This window comes from Bordetella genomosp. 5, from assembly GCF_002261315.1.
Lineage (GTDB): Bacteria > Pseudomonadota > Gammaproteobacteria > Burkholderiales > Burkholderiaceae_B > Bordetella.
Genome location: NZ_NEVP01000009.1, coordinates 57,332 through 76,365 on the forward strand (window position 1 = coordinate 57,332; position 19,034 = coordinate 76,365).

Below are 19,034 nucleotides of genomic sequence, written 5' to 3' on the forward strand. Positions count from 1 at the left end.
TTATGGTGTCAGACTGCGTTTTCGATGAGTCGCAAACGAATCGAAAACGCATGCCGACACCTTATTTCCGCACCTCATTTCTTTGCGTTCAGCTTGGTCTGGAACAGCCAGTCGCGGTAGTCGTCGAGGTCGCCGTCGAACGGGGCGACCTTGCCGTCGGCGACGATGACGAACTGGTCTGTGGTGGCACGCAGCAAGTGGCGGTCGTGCGAGACCAGCACCAGGGTGCCCTCGAACTGCGCCAGCGCCATGGTGAGCGCTTCGCGGGTTTCCAGGTCCAGGTGATTGGTCGGTTCGTCCAGCAGCAGCAGATTGGGCCGTTGCCAGACGATCAGCGCCAGGGCCAGGCGGGCTTTCTCGCCGCCCGAGAAGGGCGCGATGCTGCTGGTTGCCATGGCGCCAGCGAAGTTGAAGCCGCCTAGAAAATTACGCAGCTCTTGTTCGCGCGTGCCGGGGGCCAGCTTGACCATGTGCCACAAGGGCGATTCGTCATGGCGCAGCATCTCGACCTGATGCTGGGCGAAGTAACCGATCGACAGGCCTTTGCCGAAAATCGCTTCGCCGCCCAGCGCCTGCAGTTCTCCGGCGATGGTCTTGATGAAGGTGGACTTGCCCGCGCCGTTCACGCCCAGCAGACCGATACGCTGGCCGCCCTGGAGCGAAAAATTGATGTCCTTGATGATGATCTTGTCGGCACCGCCGTCGTCCGCGGCGGGGTAGCCGGCCAGGACGGCGTCCATGCGCAGCAGTGGATCGGGGGCGCGGTCCGGCTCCCGGAATTCGAACGAAAACTCTGCCGCGGCGCGCAAGGGGGCGAGCTCTTCCATCTTCGCCAGTGCCTTGATCCGGCTTTGCGCCTGGCGCGCCTTCGAGGCCTGGGCCTTGAAGCGATTGATGAACGATTCCAGATGCGCGCGTTGGCGCAGCTGCTTTTCCATGGCGCCGGCCGCCAGTTCGAGTTGCGCGGCGCGCTGGCGTTCGAAGGCGGAGTAGTTGCCCGCGTAGCGCTTCAGTTTGCGCTCATCGACGTGAACCACCACGTTGACCACTTCATCGAGGAAGTCGCGGTCATGCGAAATCACCAGCAACGTGCCGGGATAGCGCTTCAACCAGTCTTCCAGCCACAGGATGGCGTCCAGATCCAAGTGGTTGGTGGGTTCGTCCAGCAGCAGCAGTTCGGACGGGCACATCAGCGCCTGCGCCAGGTTCAGCCGCATCCGCCATCCACCCGAAAAGCTGGTCAGGGGCTGGTCCATCTGCTCCATCGAGAAGCCCAGGCCGGTCAGCAGCTGTTCCGCGCGCGAGCGCACGGTGTAGGCGTCGGCATCCGCGAGGGCGCCGTACAGCTCACCGATCAGCAGGCCGTTTTCGGGCGTGTCGTCAGCGGCTTCGACCTCGGCCAGCCGGGCTTCGAGGCGGCGCAGTTCCACGTCGCCGTCGATCGCGTAGTCGATCGCCGAACGCTCGAGCGCAGGCGTTTCCTGCGCCACGTAGGCCACGCGCCAGTTCGGGGGATAGCTGAGATCGCCCTGGTCGGCGTGCAGTTCGCCGCGCAGCAGGGAGAACAGGCTGGACTTGCCGGCGCCATTCGCGCCGATCAGGCCGATCTTGTCGCCGGGGTTGAGGATGAGATCGACTTTTTCCAGCAAGGGCTTGACGCCTCTTGCTAGCGAGACTTGTTGAAACCGGATCATGCAGGGAGGGGCCGCGAGGGCATAGAAGTGATGCCGCAAACCGGCGGGAGCGAGGATAACCGATTCAGGTGAGGGCTGCCCGTAACGTGTCCGGGTAATGGGCGTGCCGCATCAGGTCGTGCGGCATCGAAGGCGTGAACGATGCGCGGTCGTGCGAATACGGGTTCGCGTCGAGGCCATGAAATTCGTCGCCTGAAGGCGAGTACCAAAAGAGGCTATCGATTTGCTAAGGTGTGCCCCCCTGCGACTCTGTTTCCTCACCGGACCATGAACGACAAAAAACGCCCGTCCTTGCGGGGTACCGCCATTCTGATCATGGCGCTTACCGTTCTTATTTGGGCGCTGGCCTACCCTATCGGGGCAAGCTTGCCCGAGAACTCGCTGAAAGAGCCGCTCAACTCTTCGTATGGAGTGTTGAACGTCCTGTTCACTGCGTTGGCGTTCGGCGGTGTCGTTATTACCCTGATTTTCCAGGTGAACCAGGCGAAGGAGGCACAGCAGGAGTCGGTCGAGCGATCGATCTCCGAGATGTTCCAGATCTTCACGAGCGCCGAATTCCAGGAAACCAAGGATGCGGCGTTCCGGGTGTTGATCCCCGCGATCAGGCACAGGGCGTATGCGGAATTTGTGGCGAGCCGCCTGTACGCGGTGGCGCAGTTGCCGTTTCCCGCTTCGGAGTCGATCAAACAGTCCATCATGGATCTGGAGGGAAACGCCGAGCGAGCCAAAACGATGGAATTCTGGAAGATGGAGCGTGCGGACCGGCTGAAGCTGGACGACATCTTCAACTTCTTCGCGATGCTGGCGCAGCGGAACTCGGCATCGGACGTCATCAAGCACGTGGACTTTGCCTATGACTGGTGGCGGCCCGCCCTGCTGTTGATTGCGCAGATGCAGGTGGAGCATCGGGAGCGGCACCCGGAAATCGGGGAGTACTGCAAGGGACGACCGGTGATCGAGACGGTGCAAAGGCTGGACGTGGTGTTTGGCCACAAGCCTTTGACGTCACGGAATGAAATCTGGGCCTATCTGGCGAAGCATCCCAAGATGATCGGGTTTGGAATGGACGCCTGCTTTTCGGCGGCACCTGGCGAGGCGGGGTCTACGAGGAAATCGTAGTCTGACTCCGATTTGCCGATTTGCCGATTTGCCGATTTGCGCGATTTGGTCGAATTTTCGGCGGCACCTGGCGAGGCGGGGTCTTCGAGGAAATCGTAGTCTGACTCCGATTTGGTCGGGTCGACGCCCACGCGCCTTCACCGGCTCAGCGCGGCACTCGTTTTTGCATGGCCACACCCAGGGCCACGACGGACAGGGCCAGCGGGATGAACGATACCCAGAGGACAGTGTTCCAGCCGAACGCCGACAGCAGGCCGCCGGACGAGAAGGAGCCGATCGCCATCAGGCCGAAGACGAGGAAGTCGTTGAGGGACTGCACGCGCGTTTTTTCCTCGGGCCGGTGGCACTCCAGGACCAGCGCGGAGGCGCCCAGAAAGCCGAAGTTCCAGCCGACGCCGAGCAGGATGAGCGACCACCAGAAGTGCATGACGTCGATACCGCCCAGCCCCACCGCGGCCGACACGCCGATCAACACCAGCCCCGAGGTCGCGACGCGTCCCGCGCCAAAGCGGGAGATCAGCCTGCCGGTGAAGAAGCTCGGCGCGTACATGGCGATGACGTGCCACTGCAGTCCGAGGTTGGCGGACTCTTGTGAGTGGCCGCAGATGTGCATGGCCAGCGGGGCTGCCGTCATGAGGAAGTTCATGAGCATGTACGAGACGGCGCCTGCGATCACCGCGCCGATGAAGCGCGGTTGCAGCGCGATCTCGGACAGCGGGCGTCCGCCTGCGACTTCCGCGGCGGTGGGTGGGGGCAGCCTGACCCCGAGAAGGATGAACGCGGCGATGGCGGCAACCGCCGCTTGCGCCAGAAAGGTGGCGGCAAACATGTGCGGCTGCCATAGGTTCATGGTCCAGGTGACGAGCTGTGGCCCGACGACCCCGGCGGCGACGCCTCCCGCCATGACCAGCGAGAGCGCGCGCGCCCGCCGCTTGGGCTCGACGCCGTCCGCGGCGGCGAAGCGGAACGACAGGACCACGGCCGCATAGATACCGCCGAAGAACGTGGCCAGGCTGAACAGCCAGAAGCTTTCGATCATGACCGCCAGCATCCCCAGCAGGCCGGTGAGTATGCCCGCGCCGGTGCCCAGCAGAAACGCCGCGCGCCTGCCGTGGCGTCTGGCGACGGCGCCCAGGGGCAGCGTGCATGCCGCCATGCCCACCACGAAGATGGAGATCGGGAGCGTCGCCAGCATGGGCGTCGGGGCGAGCATATTGCCCACGATGGATCCTGTCGCGAACACCACGACCGAATTCGCGCCGGCCAGTGCCTGGGCGGTGCTCAGCCGCCAAATGTTGCCCTGTTGAACGCTTTCGGGCAGAACATCGGGGCGATCATGCCCGGGAGAGACGTGACTTTGGCTCATGGCTGAGAACGGCGTGCGGCGGGAACAGGGAAGCTGGCATTACAACGCAAGCTTATATTCTTGGTCTATCGACAGATTGCCAAGCTATATAGAATCCGCGACATATGAACGCGCTCATACCGTGGGAAGCCATCACCGCGCCGCCGGATGTCCTGCCGCCTGCACCGATCACCCTGAGGGTGCAGTCGATCGGCGCGCGCAATTACTTCGCGCCGCATACGCACGCGTGGAACCAGGTCGTGTACGCGGTCTCGGGCGTCCTCATGGTGACGGCGGACGGGCAGTCTTTTGCGATATCGCCGAACCAGGCGGCGTGGATTCCCGCCGGGACCGTCCATCGCGTCGGTTCTTTCCTGGGCGCCGAATACCGTAGCCTTTGGCTCGCCGATCATCCCGGCGGAACGCTTTCCGCGAGTGAGGTCGCGGTGTTTGGCGTGTCTGCGCTACTGAAGGCGCTCGTCGTCGAGGCGGCGGCAGTTCAAGGGCAGACGGACGAGGATGGCTATTTCGGCCGGTTGTATCGGCTGCTACTCGACCAGCTCCGCCGTGCGACGCCGATTTCACTGGTCCTGGCATGGCCGACCAGCGCGCCGCTACTGACGCTGTGCGAGACCTTGTACAACCACCCGGCCGATTCCCGAGGGCCCGATGAGTGGGGCCGCGAGCTGGGGATGTCCGGCCGGACACTGGCCAGGAAGTTCGTCGCGGAAACCGGCCTGACGTTGAGCGATTGGCGTCGCCGGCTGAAATTGTTCAGAGCCATCGAGCTGCTGGAAAGTGGTCGCGACGTAACCGGGATCGCGCTCGAGCTCGGCTACAGCTCCGCATCGTCGTTCATCTTCGCGTTCCGCTCGGAAATGAAGTGCAGCCCGATGGCTTACAAGCGGGAGCGGGCGCCAGATCGTGCCGCCGGGCCCGTCGACGACGTGCCGCCGCACGTGGATCTGCCCCGGCCGCTGAAAAGATAACCGCGTGCGCATACCGCCGGTGCGGGCGCGACAAGTGGCTGTGCGTCCCGCAGCCAGGTCGTGGTCGCTGCGCCGCTCGGCGCGCGGCATGGCGCGGGTAGTGCGCCGACCCGCGCCGACCCGCGCCGACCCGCGCTGGCCACCCGCTACCGCGGGTGGGCGAGGGCCGGCAGGGTTACGCGAGCGTCAGGCGCCCGCGTAATCGCGGGCCAGCCGCACCACCGTTACGCCGGGCTTCAGCTGCCGCAGCGACGGCATGATCAGCGTGCAGTTGTCGTAGGGCGTGACGACCGGTTGCTCGTCGGCCCAGCCGATCAGCGAGCCGGCCTGTTCGAAGGTTTCCAGGCCCGACCAGGGGCCGGCAAAACGCACGTTCATCGACGGGGCCACCACGGCGTCGGTCACTTCGAGGATGCGTTGTGCGTCGGGGGCGGGCAGCAACCAGCCGGCCGGCAGGTCCGAGGCGTCCAAGACGCCGGATTCGACCAGCATCCGAGCCACCATGTCGCGTGCCACGTCGCGCGATGAGAGGTCGCCGTGGAAGCCGCATTCGATCAGCAGCGCGCACGCGTCGTCGCGGGCGGGGTCGCCAAAGTGTTCGAAGTCGCGCATGCGCACGCCGTCCTTGTGGCCGGCGTCCACGATGACGTGCTGCGGCGCCTTCAGGCGGCGCGCCAGCGCGATATTGCGCGGCAGGACGCCCGTCAGCAGCAGCGGTGCGCCCGGTTCGTGCATCGAGTGCAGGTCCAGCAGCCAGTCGGCGCGCCGCACCCAGGGGCGCAGCGCCGCGCCGCGCTGGCGATCGGGCGTCGTGGGCGAGTCCAGGCGCTCGGTGCTCCAGACGCGATTCATGTCTTCCTGCACGAAGCGCGAGGCGTCGTGGTTCGCGTGATCGAAGCGGTCGAACGCCTCCAGATTGCAGAAGGCCAGTATCAGCTTGCCGCGACGCGGGCGCAGCCCCGACGCCAGCAGATCCTTCAGCGCCCACGCGCCGCACAGCTCGTTGCCATGCACGAGTGCGCTCACCATGAGCGTCCGTCCCGGGACTCCCGATTCGAAGTGCCATACGCCGGGGGTGTCGGTGTTGCCGACGCTTTCGGCGGAGATGTCGGGAACGGGAAGCTTGAATTCCATGGTGTATCCGGTGGGTGCTGGGTCGGTCGGTGGCGTCGGGGCGGGCCGCGTTATTGCGCCTCGATCTTGGCGGCGGTGACCAGCGCGCCGTACTTCTTGGTCTCTTCGGCCTGGAAGGCCACCGGGTCCACGCCCGGCTTGGCGACTTCGCCGCCGGCGTCCTGCATCTTGGCGCGGAACGTGTCCGACGTCAGGCTCTCGTTCAGCGCGGTGCGCAGCTTGGTCGCGACCGGCTCGGGCAGGCCGGCAGGGCCGTACAGCGCGAACCAGAGATTGATGTCCACCGATTCGAAGCCCGGCGTCGCGGCCAGCGGCGCGATCTCCGGCGCGGCGGGGGAGGCCTTGTTCTCGGTGAGGCCCAGCGCGACGATGTTGCCGCTGCGCACCTGCGGCAGACCCGAGGACAGCACCAGCATGCCGTAATCGAGCTGACCGCTCATCAGGTCGGTCACCAGCGGCGACACGCCGCGGTAGGGCACGTGCTCGGCGCGCGTGCCGGTGGCCTGATTGATCATCTCGCCGGCCAGGTGCAGCGTGGTGCCCACGCCCGACGATCCGTAGTTGAACGCGCCCGGCGCGGCGCCCTTGAGCTTTTGCAGGTAGTCGGCGGCGGACTTGACGCCCGAGTTCTTGCTGGCGGCCAGCAGCATGGGCTGCGACGCCACGATGCCCAGCGCGGTGAAGTCCTTGGCGCTGTCGTACTTCACGGCGGTGTTGATCATGCGGGCAATCACCATTTCATTGGTCGAGCCCAGGAAGATGGTGTAGCCGTCGGGCGCGGCGCGCGCCACACGCTGCGCGCCGATGGTGCCGCCTGCGCCGCCGACGTTCTCGACCACGACAGTCTGGCCCAGACGCTTGCCCAGCTCTTCGCCCAGCAGGCGCGCGGTCAGGTCCAGGCTGCCACCGGCGGGGTAGCCCACGACCAGCGAGATGCTGCGGGCCGGATAGTCGGCCGCGCTCGCGGCAGGCGCCGCGGCGAGCGCGGACACGGTGCACGCTGCGATCAGCGCCGCGCGCAGCGGATTGAAGATGGATTTCATGACTTTCTCCCTGGGGTGCTGTGTGGACGGCGAAGCCGTCTCATTGGAATGAGGGGCCCATTTTCGAGCCCGCCCCAGGGTCGGTCCGTGCCAAAACGGCACATTCTCGTGCTAATAGGATTCTTGGCCCGCGATTACGCTTTGCGATTGGCCGTGGCTTCCCATGCGGCTTCCGCCAGGTCCGTCAGCCGGGCTCGCGAGCGGTACAGGCGCACTTCGAAGCTGATTTCGTCGCTGCGGCCGCCCAGCTCGGCCAATGCGCCGCGCCGGCAATCGGCCGCGACCATGGACCACGGCAGCCAGGCGACGCCGATCCCCTTCGCCACGGCGCCGTGCGCCGCGTCGAGCGAATCGCTGCGCACGAAAGGGGTAAGCGCATAGGGCGTGGCCTCGAGCCGGTCGCCCACGATGCGCTCCATTGCGAGGCCGCCCGTGTAGGTGATCAGCGGCACGGGGGCGCCGCCTTCGCGCAACAGATAGCGGGGCCGGCCGCGGGCGTCGACCTGGCTGACGGGTACCAACTTGTCGGTCGCCAGCGTCATGTAGCGGTAGCGCGAGGGGCTGAGCGGCACGGACAGCGCCGGATGCTCGTAGCAGCACAGGAGATCGACCTTGCCCTGTTCGAGTCGCACCACCAGATCCTGCGCCTTGCCGGTGTACAGCTCCACCTGGGTGCCGTCTCGCAACACTTTGGGCGTGCGGTGGCGCAGCCGTGCGATCCAGTCGGCCACCAGCGTGCGGGCCAGGCTGCGTCCGGTCGCGATGCGCAGCACGGCCTCGCCGCCGGCGCCCGAACTGCGGATGCGATGGCGCACCAGTCCCATTTGCTCGATGACCTGGCTCGCGGTCTTGAGCAGCGCTTCGCCTTCAGGCGTCAGCGTCACCGGCAGCCGCTGGCGGTCCACCAGCGGCGCGCCTGCCCACGACTCGAGCGCGCGGATGCGCCGGCCGAAGGCGGGATGCGTGACGTGCCGCAGCTCGGCCGCGCGCACGAAGCTGCCGGTCTGCGCCAGCGCGATCAGGTCTTCGAGAAGTTTCAGGTCAGCCATGGGCGACAAGCTTACGGCATTGGGCTCAAGGATCGCACCCGTGATCCTGGCATGATGCTGCCCGCATCACCATGTGTACTTCACGCCGATCCTGCCCACGTATTGACGGTAGTCTTGTGCGCCCCAGCTGCCGGAGGCGTTGACCCAACCGGCCCAGCCTTTGCGGAAGTCGGCATGCAGGCCCAGCTTCAGCTCGTATCGATCCCTGGGGTACAAGTCGCCGACGGGGAGTTGATTGAAGGATACGGAGCTGTCGACGTTGCTGCGCCACCAGTTCACGGTCGCGAAGGGTTGGACCGTGCGCTTGTTGCCCAAGTCGAACGTGGTGAAGGTGCGTACGCCGAGTCGGGTGATGGCGCCGTTCGCGTCGGCGCGATCCACGCGGGTGCCGTTCTGTTCTGTGATGCTGTCGGTGTCTGACTTCACGTAGATGAGTTGAGCCTGCGGTTCCAGCGTCCAGTTTTCACGCAGCTTGAATGCGTAGCCGGCCTCCGCCGATATCGCCCAGGCCCGCGAGTCGTAATCCACGCGCGGCAGTTCGTCGCCTTGCACGCGGTTGTTGAACCATCCGTACTGGAACCAAGTGTCCACGTAGGCGCCGAGTCGGGTCGCGTCGTTCTGGAACCATGTCCCGTACACGCCGGCGCTGTAGCCGTTGACGCGGCCTTTGGCCTTGTACGGATTCCCGTCGGCGCGGGCAGTGCTGTCAGCCGTGCCGTAGCCGAGCATCGCCCCCAGGTGCAGGCGATCCGTTTCTGAGAAGAGCTTCCATTGCGCAAGATCGCCGCCGCCCTGCAGCAGGAAGAGGTCGGTGCGCACGTCGAAGTTGCCGTCGCGGCTATGGCTGCGTTCCCACTTTCCCGACGTGCGCAGCCAGAGCGAACTGCGCCGGCTGCCGTCGGCCGCGAACGGCTGCGACTCGATGAACTGCGGTTCACCCAGACGGTCGTGCATGCTCTGCACGAACATCTCACCGACCAGTCGCTGATTGGCCAGGTACGCCGCGACCTCGGGTCGATAGAGGGGTTCGGGCGCCGGGCCGGGGCCGGGATCCGGATCGGGCTCGGGACCAGGATCAGGGCCGGGATCGGGATCCGGACCGGGGTCCGGGTCCGGGTCCGGGCCAGGATCAGGATCAGGATCAGGATCGGGCGGCGGAGGCGGTGGTGGCGGCGGAGGAGGTGGAGGCGGGGGCGGTGGCGGCACGTCCTTTTGGGACCGCAGGTACCAGCTCTGATCGGACGGCGCAGCGGCGGTCCCCTGGTACAGCCGATACTCGTAGGGGCCGGCCACCGCGCGGCCGGACAACGCGAACGCGCCCGCCGCGGAGGTTCCGCCGTTGACGACTTCGACCACCTGAATCCCGCCTGCCGTCGTCAGCGCGCCGGGACCGCCCGCGTTCTTGATGCGCAGTTGCGATGCGCCGGTGGCGCTTCCCCCATCGATGATGAGTTTGTCCGTCGGGGAGCTGTCATTGCCCAGATACGTGTTGAGCGCGATGACGCCGTTGCCGCCGTAGTTCTGCGTCGTGATGGTCTTGTAGCTGCCTGCCTGCGGAGGCGCGAAGTCGATGAGGCTGTCGGTGTTGAGCAGGTTCGTCAGGTTGGAGTTCCCCGTCACGACCCAGGTGCTGTCGTTGCTCATGGACAGGTTGGTCGTGCTGCCCGGCTGCGTCAGCACGCGCCCCTGGATCGAGGTTCCGCTGGCGGTGACGTCCGCGGAGGCGGCCGATGTGGCGCCCACGTTGAGGGCGGCGTTGCCGCCCGTGATGGCGGAGCCCGTCAACGATACGAGGGCGGGGCCGCCCGTCAGGTGGATGGCGTCGGCTTGGGCCGAGGTGATGGTGGTGTCGACCAGGCTGTACGTCTTTGCCGCGGCGCCCGTCGTGCCGGTCAGATGCAGGCCCTGGGCATTGGCGCCGGCGGTTTGCAGCGTCGCGCCGGTGGCGCTGAAGCGCGTGGCATTGGCCGACACGCGTACGGCATCCGCGTCCGCGCCCTGGGTGTCGACCAGGCTGCCCGTCTCGCCGTCGCGGCCAAGATTGACGGTGCCCCAGCCCTCGACGTGTATGCCGTACGCCGCCTGGCCCAGCGTGCTTATGCGGGTGCCATTGATGTTCGCCACGCCGCCGGATTGGGTGCGCACGGCCACCGAACGGTCGGTCGCCGTCAGGATCTGCCCGCCATCCACGGTCCCGGGTGTCCCGCCGTTGACGAACAGCGCGAACGAGCCGGTGGCCAGCGTGGTGACTTGCGTGTTCTTCAGTGCAAACGTGCCGCCGTTGACGTACATGCCGTAAGCGCGATCGGACTGGATGCTCATCCCGTCGGCCTGGAATATGCCGTTGGTGAAGACATAAACGCCGATCGCGTTCTGCGCGCGTACGGATGTCCCCGTGCCCGCAAAGGTGCCGTAGTCCTGCACCAGAACGCCATAGGACGTCGTGCCTGCGGTCGTGATCGAGCCGTTCGTGGTGCGCAGTTCGCTGCCGGGCTCGAAGACGTGCGCGCCGTGCGAACTCGCGCCTTGGGTCAGGATGACGGTGTTGCGCAGGTCGGCCTTGGCGCCCCGCCACACCTCGGCGCCTTTCGAGCCGCTCTGCAGCGTGGTCAGGGTCGAGTCCCGCATCAGGGTCCGGGCGTCTGCGCCATACGTACGCAGGGCATGGGAGGCGGCGAAATCCGTGGTGATGTACGCGTTCGCGCCGTCGAACTCCGAGGCCTGACCCAGCGACCCGACGTTGTAAAGGCCGCGCACGCTGCCGCCGGTGGCATAGACGTACACGCCTCCCGGCCTGAGCACCATCTTGCCGCCGCTTTTGACATACAGGCCATCGATGGCGTCGCCGTTGACGCTGATGCGGATGGGCGTGCCGTCGCCCAGCGAGGGATCGAGAATGGCGAGGCCGCCCTGGACCTGAATACCCGTGCCGCCCAGTTGCAGCGGGTAGGGCGGCTTGGGCGTGATGACCGTGCCGCCGACGAACGTCAGTTCCTGGCCGGCCCTCACCTGGAAGGGGATCGTGTAAGTGTCCTGCGGGATGACTTCAGCAAAGGTCGCGGAGCCGCCGAGCGTCGCGGCAAGCCCGACCGCGACACGCGCCGCGAGCTTGGGCGAGGGAAGATCCGGGGGAACGATTTCATGTTCTGCGCATTTCACGAGCGGCTCCTGCCAGACGAAAAGTGACCGGGAAGTCAATCTGGACGCTGCAGGAACATCGATGCGTCGTCCTTTCGAGCAGACACAACATGAACGCGATGAAAAGCTACTACTACTTTGTGATTAACGCAAATATGCGATTTACAGTAGCGCGTGTTTATGGATCAGAAAATTGAGGCGTGGGTTGGATGATGAGGTGTTGAACACGGCATTTATGCCGCGGACACCGAGACCTCCATGAATCGGGGAAGGCCACCGTCCCGTCACTGATGGCGCGTTCTCGTTTTTCCATAACGCGAGCCGTCAGGTCGGCATGAATTTCGGAGATTCGATGTGCGGTAGGATGCGCACACGGCTGTCCGGCAGACCGGTCCTTTGACGCGAGTCTGACCGACAGAGTGATTATTCTTGCGAGCCTTGCGCCGCGAGGGAAGCGGCCGCGTTCGCTGGTTCGGATCGCGAGGTGATATCAGTACTGGTGAAGGGGATGTGATGGCTTTGAAAGCAGTTGCGTTTGATGCCTTTGGAACGCTCGTCCACATTGGCAAGCGGCGTGCCCCATTTCGCAAACTGATGCGTTGGGCGCAGGAGCAGGGACATGCGCCGCAAGACGGCGCTGCGGAGGTCGTGATGGCTCGCGCGCTGGATCTTCGTGCGGTTGCCACTGAGCTCGGTGTAATGCCTCCTGCCGAGCTGCTCGAACAGTGGGAACATGAAATCCAGGAAGAGTTAAGCAGTATCCGCCTGTACCCGGAATCGCTGGACGTCGTTTATCGACTGCAGCAGTCGGGGCATCGGGTGGGCCTGTGCTCGAACCTGGCCTTGCCTTATGGGGCGCCGGTTCGCGCGCTGCTGCCCATGCTCGATGCTTACGCCATGAGCTATGAGGCTGGTGCGGTGAAGCCACAGCCGCGCATTTATCAGTTCCTGCTCGAGCAGTTGGGCTGCGAGGCCGATGAGGTGCTGTTTGTCGGGGATACCGCTGCCGCCGACGTGGAAGGGCCGCGCGCCTGCGGCATGCAAGCCGTCCTTCTCAAGCGCGCATCAGGTCAAACGCTTGCCGATGTCATGCCCGCCGACATGTGCGTGGGCGGGTAGCTGGAGCCGCGCCTGGCAGTGCCGACGCTGGCGCCTCTTTCGGGGGCGGTCGGAGGCCGGGCGGATGTGGCCGATGAGCGAGCACTGTATATCAGCGCCGTCTCATCGGCCCGCAACATTAAAACTGATAGCGCGCCGACAGCATGAAGTTGCGCGGATCGCCGTAGACGTTGCTCGGGAAGCCTACGCTGCCGGAGAGGGCGTTGTAGTACTTCTTGTCGAACAGATTGTTCACGTTCAACTGCAGGTCCAGCTGCGGCGTGGCCTGCCAGCCCACGACCAGGTCCGCGATGGTGTAGCTGCCCTGACTGATCCGGAACGGCACGCCGCTCGTGACGCCTTTGTTGTAGATGGCATCCTGGTGGTAGATCGAGCCGCCGACGCGCCAGCCCTGCAGGGGCCCCGACAGCCTGTACATGGTCGAGAGCTTGAACAGATGGCGGGGCGTGTCGGTATCGAACAGCGCGCCCACATTGCTGGCGTTGGCATCCTTGCGGTAGCGCGCGATGGCCACCGTGTAGCCGAGGCTCACCTGCCAGTTGGGCGTGACCGCGCCCTGAAGTTCGAACTCCACGCCCTGGCTGCGCACCTCGCCGGCGGCCGAGTAGCAGGTGACCGTGGGGTAGCCCGCGCACTGGCTCTGGTCGGTGCTACGGAAGGCGCGGTTTTTCTGGTCCATGCGGAACAGCGCGGCGGAGGCGTTCAGCGCGCCATCGAAGTACTCGCCCTTGATGCCGACCTCGTAGTTCTGCCCCACCACCGGGTCGAGCAGCTTGTTGCTGGCATCCAGGTAGTTCTGAGGCTTGAAGATGTCGGTGTAGCTGGCATACACCGAATGCTGCGCGTTCAGGTCGTAGATCAGCCCGGCGTATTTCGTGAATTGGCTGTTGATGCTGTAGCGGTTGCGGGCGGTGACAGACGGCGTGTTGGCGGCGAAGTTCGGGTAAGTGTTGACGGTGTCGTCGTAGTCGAACCAGTCCAGTCGGCCGCCCAGGATCAGCTTGAGCCGGTCGGCCAGATTCAGGCGTGTGGTGGCGTATACGCTTTGCTGGGTGATCTTGGCGTCCATCCAATCCCGCAGCGGGATGTGGGGATCGGCCACGGCGCTCGGGTCGAAGTGGTAGAGATCGAGGTTGCTGTTGAGCACCAGGCCTTGACGGCTGTTGCCGTCGAAGTCGACGTTGCGATAGCTTGCCCCGAGTACGAGCTCGTGCGTGCGGCCAAACAGATCGACGGGCCCGTTCGCAAAAAGATCCACGCTGCTCTGCTTTTCTTTGTGCGCGTTGCGCGCGCCAAGCTGGCTGTACCGGCCGGTGGCCATGGCGTAGCTCAGGTAGTGGCCTTCCATGTCGACGTCGGCCTGCGCGTAATAGGCCGAGAGGTGCACGCGCCAGTCGTTGTCGAATCGATGGTCGAGCCCCGCGAAGGCCGAGTTGGTCGTCTTGTTCCAGTGTTCCCAGTCGTTGGCATACGACGTGGACCGGGGCAGCCCCAGATCGCTGCCGTCGCGGCCGACGGGCAGGCCGGTGAAACCGTTGCCGTGCAGCCGGTTCTCCTGATGCAGGCCGCTGAGCGTAAGCGTGGTGTTGGCGCCCAGATCTTTCTCCAGGATGCCGTAGAAGGTCTGGCCGTTACTGCTTTCGCCGCGCTTATAGCTGCCGTAGTCCTGCGTGGCCACCACGCCACGGCCGCGCAGGCTGCCGTCTTCGGACAGCGGGCCCGAGGCGTCGACCTCCGCGCGGTAGCGATCCCAGCTGCCTGCGCTTACGGCGAGGGACACTTGCGGCGCTGCGGTCGGCCGCTTGCGCACCAGATTGATGGCGGCCGACGGGTTGCCCGCGCCCTGCACCAGGCCGGTGGCACCGCGCACGATTTCCACGCGGTCGTAGATGGCCATATCGGTGGCCAGCAGGTCCTGCGACAGGTTGGAGCTGTCCAGGCCCACGGGCAGGCCGTCGTACATGATGTTGTCCACGTACATGCCGCGAGAGAAGAACGATGCGCGCTCGGGCCCGAAGCGTCTGAAGGTCAGGCCGGTGGCGGTCTGCACCACGTCGTTGACGGTCGCGAGCCCCTGATCCTGAATGCGTTGGCGCGTGACGACCGTGACCGATTGCGGCGTCTCGCGCATCGACAGATTCAGCCGCGTGGCGGTGCTCATGCTGCCGGTGGTGTATGACTGCGTGGCCTCGGTCGTGCCGTCGGCCGCACCGGCGCCGGTGACCATCACGGCGGGCAGCGTGGCGGCCTCGGATGCGCCGGACGCGGGCTTGGGAGCAGGACGCAGAACGAATGCGCCGGTGTCCAGTTGCACGGCCTCCAGCCCGCCGCCCGCCAGCAGTCGAGCCAACGCCTCGGTGGCCGAGTATCTGCCGTTCACGCCCGCCGTGACTCTGCCCTCGGTTTGTTCCGCGGTGAACGTCAACATGATGCCGGCCGTGCTGGCCAGCTGGCGCAGGGCGGGCGCCAGCGGGCCGGCGGCGATCCTGAAGTCGGCCACGGCGGTCTCCGCATCCCGCGCGGCGGATTGGGCGCGCACGGACTCCGGCGCGGCGGCCACGAGGGCGACGATCAGCGCCAGCGGGGCAAGCGCGAAGCGGGATGGATTTGGGCGCCCCGAGGCTCGGGTGCGGTGCGGGTTCGGCATGTGCTTCCTCTTGATTGGACCTCCGGAAATTCCGGTCCCTCAGTAGGTAGGTGCCGCGAAAATGCCGATCGGGCAGTCGATGCGAAAAAAAATTTCGCCCGAGCCCTAATCGGCCGGTACGACCGTCGCCCAGAAACGCGTTCGCCACTGCACGCGCACGGGCAGCACGCTGGGCAGCGTGGCCAGAATACGGCCGGTATCCGCCAGGGGAAACACGCCCGAAAAGCGCAGCGCGGCGATTCGCGGGTCGACCCGCAACACGCCCGACCGGTAGCGTTCCAGCTCCGCCAGAAAGTCGTCCAGGCGCTGTTCGTCGGCCACGAGCTGTCCTCGGGCCCAAGCGTCCGCGTGCTCGCCGGCCGGGCGCGGCGGCTCGATCGCGTCGCGGCTGAACCGGGTTTGTTCGCCGGCGCGCAGCAGGCGCGTCGTGCCGGATGCGGCCCACGGCGCAATCTCCACGGCGCTTTCCAGCACCGCCACCCGGGTGTGACCGGCACGTTGCGATACCGTGAACCGGGTGCCCAGCGAGCGGATGGTGCCTTCGGCGGTCGCCACCAGCAGCGGCCGCGCATCGGTCTGCGCCGGCCCGTGGCGCGTGGCGATCATGATTTCGCCCGCCACCAGCAGGATGCGGCGCTCGCGCGCATCGAAGCGCAGATTCACGGCGCTGTTCGTATTCAGCGTGAGCTGGGTGCCGTCTTCCAATGTCAGGTCGCGTCGCTCGCCGGTGCCCGTGCGCAGATCGGCCGTGGCGGCCTGCCAGGTGCCGGTGCGTGTTGCAAACAGGCCGGCACCGGTGGCGATCCCGCCCCAGAGCAGCAGACGGGTCGCCCGGCGGCGTGCGGCGGAGCGCGGCTGGCCCGCCGCGCCATACGACGAGAGGGCGGCGTAGGCGGGCGCGCGCTCCAACGATTTCACGCGGCCCGTGAAGGCCTCCAGATGCTGCCACGCGGCTTCGTGGTCGGCATGCGCCTGACGCCATTCGCGCCACTGGCGTTGCTGTTCGTCATTTGCCTCGCCCGACATCAGCAGCGTGAGCCAGTCCGCCGCGGCATCCGCGGTGGCCCGGCTGATCAGCCGTCCACCGGGCAGGGTCAAGGTGTCTGCGCGCGCGGCCACGAGCTCAGGCCGCCCACGCGAACATGCATTCCCGGTTGGCCCGGGTCAGGTATTGCTTGACCGAGCTGGTCGACACGCCCAGTCGCTCCGCGATCTCGGCATAGCTCAGCTCCATCAGGTGCGCCAGCAGAAAGGCTTCCCGCACCTTGGGAGGCAGGCCATCGAGCACTCGGTCGATCTGTTGCAGGCTCTCAACCGCGATTAGCCGCGCTTCGGGCGAGGGCGCCACTTCCTCCGGCAGGCACGCGAGCGCCTCGAGGTAGGCGGTTTCGAGCAGCTGCCGGCGGTGCCGGTGCGCGAGGAGCCGCCCGGCGATCGTCGCGAGGAACGGGCGCGGACTGCGGATCTCGGTCGTTGCGGTCTTGCGGTCGAGCAGGCTGAGGAACGTGTCCTGTGCCAGGTCGGCCGCGGCGAAGGTGTCGCCCACGCGCCGGCGCAGCCAGCCCTGGAGCCAGTTGCTGTGCTCGACATACAGCCCGGCCAAATCATCGGTGGCAGGTTGATTCTGGGCGGGCATGGGGACCGGACGATGGCTAAGTGCAATGAGAATTGATCTCATTGTACATAAAGCATGGTCCGGTCAGTGGCTGCGTGGGTCGGTGGCTGGTCAGGTTCCTGCCTCGACGGGCAGGGCGACGCTCACCTGCCGCGGGGCGCGGGCGGCTGCTGCAGGCCGCGCGGGCTGATCGGCGTCGACATCACGATCGACGTGCGCGTCTCGCCGTAGAGATTGATGCGGCCGATGAGGCGTTCGAGATCGGCAAGGCTCAGCGCCACGAGCCGCATCACATAGGAGTCCGCGCCCGTCACGTGATGGCATTCGAGTACCTCCGGTATCGCCTCGAGAAACCTCAGGAACTTTGCCTTGGCGGGCTGGGGCACCGTGATGCCGATCAGGGCGCTGACCGCATAGCCCGCGGCGGCGACGTTGATCCGTGCGGTGTAGCCCTCGATGATGCCCGCCTCTTCCAGGCGTTTGACGCGGTCCGTGACCGCGGGCACCGATAGCCGCACCTGGCGGCCAAGATCGGTGTAGGTCATGCGCCCGTTTTGCTGTAGCAAGGCAAGCAGCTTCCAGTCCAGATCGTCCATGGCGGCGTCTTTATTAAGGTGGAATCCGCATCTTCCCTTAAAACCTCTATTCCTGCACGCGCGCCCGCTGCCTACCATGCGTAGGCATATGTAGCGTGTGTCGAGGTGAAGCGATGTTGTTCATGCAATCAATGGCGATCGGTCTTTTTATTGCCGTGCCGGTCGGGCCCATCGGCATGCTGTGCATTCAGCGCAGCCTGAGCCGGGGTTTTCGGGCGGGCTTTGCAACGGGCATGGGGGCGGCGTGCGCCGATGCCGTCTATGGCCTGCTTGGCGCGCTCGGCGTGGCCGGAGTGGTGACCGCGCTGCCGACGCTGGGCGTGGCGCTGAAAATCGGCGGGGGCCTGTTTCTGCTGTGGTTGGCGTGGGGCATCGCGCGGGAAGCGCCGCCTGCGCGCGACGTTTCGCGCGCCCTGCCGAAAACAAGTGCCGCGCGCGATTTCCTGACGACCTTCGGCCTGACCCTGTCCAACCCGATGACGATTCTGTCTTTCGTGGGGGTCTTTGCCGCGCTCGGCCCGATGACGGATTCTCAGGAAGGTCTGGGCGGGGCTGCGGTGCTGGCCATGGTCGGCGGGGTACTCGTGGGCTCGGCCGCGTGGTGGCTGTGTTTGAGCACCGCGACCGCGACGGTGCGCAAGGCCATACCCGACGCCTGGCTGCGCCGGTTCTCGGGCATATCGGCCCTCGTCGTGGCCGTGTTCGGAGCGGCGCAGATCTACTCCGGGGTGGCGAGCCTTCTAGAATGAAGGCAAGCCGATGAGTGCCGCCCCGATGACTGTCGATCTGCGGGTGGCGACCAAGAAGGAGCATCAGAAGCATGAGCCAAGCTGTAGCGCGGCCCTCGTCCCAGGGCGTGGACACGATCATTTTCGACCTGGGTAATGTCCTCATTCAGTGGGACCCCCGCCACCTGTACCGAAAGATCTTCGGTGCCGACGAGGCCGCCATGGAGCGCTTCCTGTCCGACGTGTGCAACGCCGAATGGAACGAGCGGCAGGACTGCGGCCGTCCGTGGAAGGAGGCGATCGCCGAGGCGGTGGCAAGGTATCCGGAGCATGAATCCAACATCAACGCCTATTTCGATCGCTGGTCCGAGATGATGCCGGGCGCGATCGAGGAGACGGTGAAGGTGCTCGATCAGTTGCGCAATGTGAATGTCCGCCTGTTGGCCCTGACCAATTGGTCGGCCGAGACTTTTCATTTCGCCGAAGCGCGCTTTCCGTTCCTGACCTGGTTCGAGGGCATTGTCGTGTCCGGCCGGGAGCGCCTGGTAAAGCCGGATCCCGCCATCTTCAGGTTGATCATCGAGCGCTACGATCTGCGGCCTGAAACCACGGTGTTCATCGACGACAGCCTGCGCAACGTGGAGGCGGCAGAACGCGAGGGACTACGCGCCGTGCATTTCGATAACGCCACCGCGTTGGCGGGCCGTCTGCGTGCGATGGGAATCGATCTGCCTTGAGTCGGGTACATAAGGCGCAATTCGTGCGAGGCGGGCGGCTCGCCCGTGCCAGCGCTCGCGGGGTATCGCGACCCGGCATCG

General features: G+C 65.8%; 15 protein-coding genes. 5 read left to right on the forward strand and 10 right to left on the reverse strand.

Going from position 1 to position 19,034, the window contains the following annotated elements; translation table 11 throughout:
* Positions 1 to 74 precede the first annotated feature (74 nt).
* Complete coding sequence (locus CAL25_RS14785) at positions 75 to 1,694, reverse strand: ABC-F family ATP-binding cassette domain-containing protein (RefSeq protein WP_094801340.1); 1,620 nt, start codon at positions 1,692 to 1,694, stop codon at positions 75 to 77.
* A gap of 267 nt (positions 1,695 to 1,961) precedes the next feature.
* On the opposite strand from CAL25_RS14785, the gene CAL25_RS14790 reads away from it, so the two are divergent.
* On the forward strand, positions 1,962 to 2,813 hold the full coding sequence (locus CAL25_RS14790; protein WP_094801342.1) for a hypothetical protein: 852 nt from the start codon (positions 1,962 to 1,964) through the stop codon (positions 2,811 to 2,813).
* Positions 2,814 to 2,958: 145 nt separating this feature from the next.
* Here the strand turns inward: CAL25_RS14790 and CAL25_RS14795 are convergent, their stop codons facing one another.
* Entirely contained in the window at positions 2,959 to 4,179 is a 1,221-nt protein-coding gene (locus tag CAL25_RS14795; RefSeq protein ID WP_094801344.1) for an MFS transporter, read from the reverse strand.
* Positions 4,180 to 4,283: 104 nt separating this feature from the next.
* On the opposite strand from CAL25_RS14795, the gene CAL25_RS14800 reads away from it, so the two are divergent.
* On the forward strand, positions 4,284 to 5,147 hold the full coding sequence (locus CAL25_RS14800) for an AraC family transcriptional regulator (RefSeq protein ID WP_094801346.1): 864 nt from the start codon (positions 4,284 to 4,286) through the stop codon (positions 5,145 to 5,147).
* Between the two features lie 186 nt (positions 5,148 to 5,333).
* On the opposite strand, the gene CAL25_RS14805 is transcribed toward CAL25_RS14800, so the two are convergent.
* The 4 genes from CAL25_RS14805 to CAL25_RS14820 all read right to left on the reverse strand — a co-directional run bounded on the left by CAL25_RS14805 (position 5,334) and on the right by CAL25_RS14820 (position 11,532).
* On the reverse strand, positions 5,334 to 6,281 hold the full coding sequence (locus CAL25_RS14805; protein ID WP_094801347.1) for a succinylglutamate desuccinylase/aspartoacylase domain-containing protein: 948 nt from the start codon (positions 6,279 to 6,281) through the stop codon (positions 5,334 to 5,336).
* 50 nt (positions 6,282 to 6,331) lie between these two features.
* Complete coding sequence (locus CAL25_RS14810) at positions 6,332 to 7,324, reverse strand: Bug family tripartite tricarboxylate transporter substrate binding protein (protein ID WP_094801349.1); 993 nt, start codon at positions 7,322 to 7,324, stop codon at positions 6,332 to 6,334.
* A 134-nt stretch (positions 7,325 to 7,458) separates the two neighbouring features.
* Positions 7,459 to 8,373: a LysR family transcriptional regulator gene (locus tag CAL25_RS14815; RefSeq protein ID WP_094801351.1), complete on the reverse strand. Its 915-nt coding sequence runs from the start codon at positions 8,371 to 8,373 to the stop codon at positions 7,459 to 7,461.
* Between the two features lie 66 nt (positions 8,374 to 8,439).
* Positions 8,440 to 11,532, reverse strand: coding sequence for an autotransporter outer membrane beta-barrel domain-containing protein (locus CAL25_RS14820; RefSeq protein ID WP_094801353.1), 3,093 nt, complete (start codon positions 11,530 to 11,532; stop codon positions 8,440 to 8,442).
* 492 nt (positions 11,533 to 12,024) lie between these two features.
* Between CAL25_RS14820 and CAL25_RS14825 the strand changes: the two genes are divergently transcribed.
* A complete protein-coding gene (locus CAL25_RS14825; RefSeq protein WP_094801355.1) occupies positions 12,025 to 12,630 on the forward strand; it encodes an HAD family hydrolase in 606 nt (201 codons plus the stop codon).
* Positions 12,631 to 12,748: 118 nt separating this feature from the next.
* Here CAL25_RS14825 and CAL25_RS14830 read toward each other — a convergent pair whose 3' ends face one another.
* The 4 genes from CAL25_RS14830 to CAL25_RS14845 form a co-directional block, all read right to left on the reverse strand.
* On the reverse strand, positions 12,749 to 15,130 hold the full coding sequence (locus CAL25_RS14830; protein WP_249279096.1) for a TonB-dependent siderophore receptor: 2,382 nt from the start codon (positions 15,128 to 15,130) through the stop codon (positions 12,749 to 12,751).
* Between the two features lie 252 nt (positions 15,131 to 15,382).
* Complete coding sequence (locus CAL25_RS14835) at positions 15,383 to 16,375, reverse strand: FecR domain-containing protein (RefSeq protein ID WP_249279097.1); 993 nt, start codon at positions 16,373 to 16,375, stop codon at positions 15,383 to 15,385.
* 25 nt (positions 16,376 to 16,400) lie between these two features.
* Complete coding sequence (locus tag CAL25_RS14840; protein WP_170948504.1) at positions 16,401 to 16,913, reverse strand: sigma-70 family RNA polymerase sigma factor; 513 nt, start codon at positions 16,911 to 16,913, stop codon at positions 16,401 to 16,403.
* Between the two features lie 122 nt (positions 16,914 to 17,035).
* On the reverse strand, positions 17,036 to 17,488 hold the full coding sequence (locus CAL25_RS14845; protein WP_094801361.1) for an Lrp/AsnC family transcriptional regulator: 453 nt from the start codon (positions 17,486 to 17,488) through the stop codon (positions 17,036 to 17,038).
* A 113-nt stretch (positions 17,489 to 17,601) separates the two neighbouring features.
* On the opposite strand from CAL25_RS14845, the gene CAL25_RS14850 reads away from it, so the two are divergent.
* Positions 17,602 to 18,237 carry a LysE family translocator gene (locus tag CAL25_RS14850; protein WP_094801363.1) on the forward strand — a complete coding sequence of 212 codons (636 nt, stop codon included), beginning with the start codon at positions 17,602 to 17,604 and terminating at the stop codon, positions 18,235 to 18,237.
* Between the two features lie 71 nt (positions 18,238 to 18,308).
* Positions 18,309 to 18,953, forward strand: coding sequence for an HAD family hydrolase (locus tag CAL25_RS14855; RefSeq protein WP_094801365.1), 645 nt, complete (start codon positions 18,309 to 18,311; stop codon positions 18,951 to 18,953).
* Positions 18,954 to 19,034: the final 81 nt, after the last annotated feature.

Coding starts and splice junctions, on each gene's coding strand:
- CAL25_RS14785 (WP_094801340.1), bottom strand. CDS start 1,694: ATGATCCGGTTTCAACAAGTCTCGCTAGCAAGAGGCGTCAAGCCCTTG.
- CAL25_RS14790 (WP_094801342.1), top strand. CDS start 1,962: ATGAACGACAAAAAACGCCCGTCCTTGCGGGGTACCGCCATTCTGATC.
- CAL25_RS14795 (WP_094801344.1), bottom strand. CDS start 4,179: ATGAGCCAAAGTCACGTCTCTCCCGGGCATGATCGCCCCGATGTTCTG.
- CAL25_RS14800 (WP_094801346.1), top strand. CDS start 4,284: ATGAACGCGCTCATACCGTGGGAAGCCATCACCGCGCCGCCGGATGTC.
- CAL25_RS14805 (WP_094801347.1), bottom strand. CDS start 6,281: ATGGAATTCAAGCTTCCCGTTCCCGACATCTCCGCCGAAAGCGTCGGC.
- CAL25_RS14810 (WP_094801349.1), bottom strand. CDS start 7,324: ATGAAATCCATCTTCAATCCGCTGCGCGCGGCGCTGATCGCAGCGTGC.
- CAL25_RS14815 (WP_094801351.1), bottom strand. CDS start 8,373: ATGGCTGACCTGAAACTTCTCGAAGACCTGATCGCGCTGGCGCAGACC.
- CAL25_RS14825 (WP_094801355.1), top strand. CDS start 12,025: ATGGCTTTGAAAGCAGTTGCGTTTGATGCCTTTGGAACGCTCGTCCAC.
- CAL25_RS14840 (WP_170948504.1), bottom strand. CDS start 16,913: ATGCCCGCCCAGAATCAACCTGCCACCGATGATTTGGCCGGGCTGTAT.
- CAL25_RS14845 (WP_094801361.1), bottom strand. CDS start 17,488: ATGGACGATCTGGACTGGAAGCTGCTTGCCTTGCTACAGCAAAACGGG.
- CAL25_RS14850 (WP_094801363.1), top strand. CDS start 17,602: ATGTTGTTCATGCAATCAATGGCGATCGGTCTTTTTATTGCCGTGCCG.
- CAL25_RS14855 (WP_094801365.1), top strand. CDS start 18,309: ATGAGCCAAGCTGTAGCGCGGCCCTCGTCCCAGGGCGTGGACACGATC.